The 1208-nt window shown below is 68.0% G+C and carries 2 protein-coding genes and 1 pseudogene; all 3 read right to left on the reverse strand.

Annotation, left to right across the window (positions count from 1 at the left end; genetic code table 11):
- A pseudogene (locus tag DU475_RS23805) lies at positions 1-579 on the reverse strand (hypothetical protein); the annotation flags it as partial.
- A gap of 124 nt (positions 580-703) precedes the next feature.
- On the reverse strand, positions 704-943 hold the full coding sequence (rpsR, locus tag DU475_RS23810; RefSeq protein WP_011158623.1) for a 30S ribosomal protein S18: 240 nt from the start codon (positions 941-943) through the stop codon (positions 704-706).
- Positions 944-948: 5 nt separating this feature from the next.
- On the reverse strand, positions 949-1208 hold a 260-nt coding region (locus DU475_RS23815; protein ID WP_502706861.1), incomplete at its 5' end, for a 30S ribosomal protein S6.

Raw genomic sequence — 1208 nt, forward strand, 5'->3', positions numbered from 1 at the left:
AGATGTGTATAGGAGACAGTTCAGCGTCAGTGTCAGCATCGCCACCGTCGCGGCTGCAGGCGGCGCGATTGCCGCCAGCGCGTCGATCAGGGCGGCGTCGCTGCCGGGCGTGCTGCGCGGGCCGAGGGCGCGCTGCAAGCCGCTGCGCAGGCCGTCTGCAATCGCGGCGCCGTCCGTGCCGAGGGAAAACAGGGCCGCCATCGTGGTGGTCGCCGCGAATCCGGCCATCCACACGACCAGTCGGCCGATCGGGTACCATTCCAGCGGCGCCGTGTCGCCTTGCGGGGCGTCGGCAGGACGCGCCAGCAGCGCGAGATGGCCGAGCCAGCACGCCGGGACGGCGATGGTGAGGAGAAAGGCGATGGCGTAAGGAAAGCTGACGAGCGCAGCGAGGCCGGCGGCGGCGATCAGGCCACCGATTGCGGCGGCGACCACGCCCCAGCCGAGCGCGGCCACCATCAACGGCAGCGGGGCCAGGTAGAACAGCAGGAGTGCGATCAGCGCGCCCGAGACGATCGAGGCGAACATCAACGCCGAAGCACAGCCGGCGGCGAGCGCGATCAGGACTTGAAACATCATTAGCTGTCCCGCTCCCTTCGAGCGGTTAGAGGCGTTTCGCCCCAACCATCGGCGACCGGACGACCCGGAAGCCTTATGAAAATTCGAAGGGCCCCGCGGCGCGGACGCCGCGAGGCCACTTCGATCAGCGGATCACGTAGGGCAGCAGACCGAGGAAGCGGGCGCGCTTGATGGCGCGCGCGAGTTCGCGCTGCTTCTTGGCGGAGACGGCGGTGATGCGGCTCGGCACGATCTTGCCGCGCTCCGAGACGTAACGCATCAACAGCTTGGAATCCTTGTAGTCGATCTTCGGCGCATTCGCTCCCGTGAACGGGCAGGTCTTGCGGCGGCGGAAGAACGGACGGCGGGCACCTGCTTCAGCCATGATGCTTACTCCTCGACTGCTGCTGCGGGGGCGTCGGCGTCTTCACGCGGACGGCGCGGACCACGATCGCCACGGAAACCGTCGCGGTCGCCACGGCCTTCGCGGTCACCACGGAAGCCACCCTCGCGGGGGCCACGGTCGTCGCGTTCGCGATCGCGATCGGCCTTGCGCATCATCGCCGAGGGGCCTTCCTCGTGTTCATCGACGCGCACCGTCAGATAACGGATGACGTCTTCGTTGATCCGCTCCTGGCGCTCGATTTCGG

It is taken from the genome of Rhodopseudomonas sp. WA056, from assembly GCF_010906995.1.
GTDB lineage: Bacteria > Pseudomonadota > Alphaproteobacteria > Rhizobiales > Xanthobacteraceae > Rhodopseudomonas > Rhodopseudomonas palustris_G.

Excerpts from the sequence above, each read along its gene's own strand:
- rpsR (WP_011158623.1), bottom strand. The coding sequence starts at position 943 with ATGGCTGAAGCAGGTGCCCGCCGTCCGTTCTTCCGCCGCCGCAAGACC.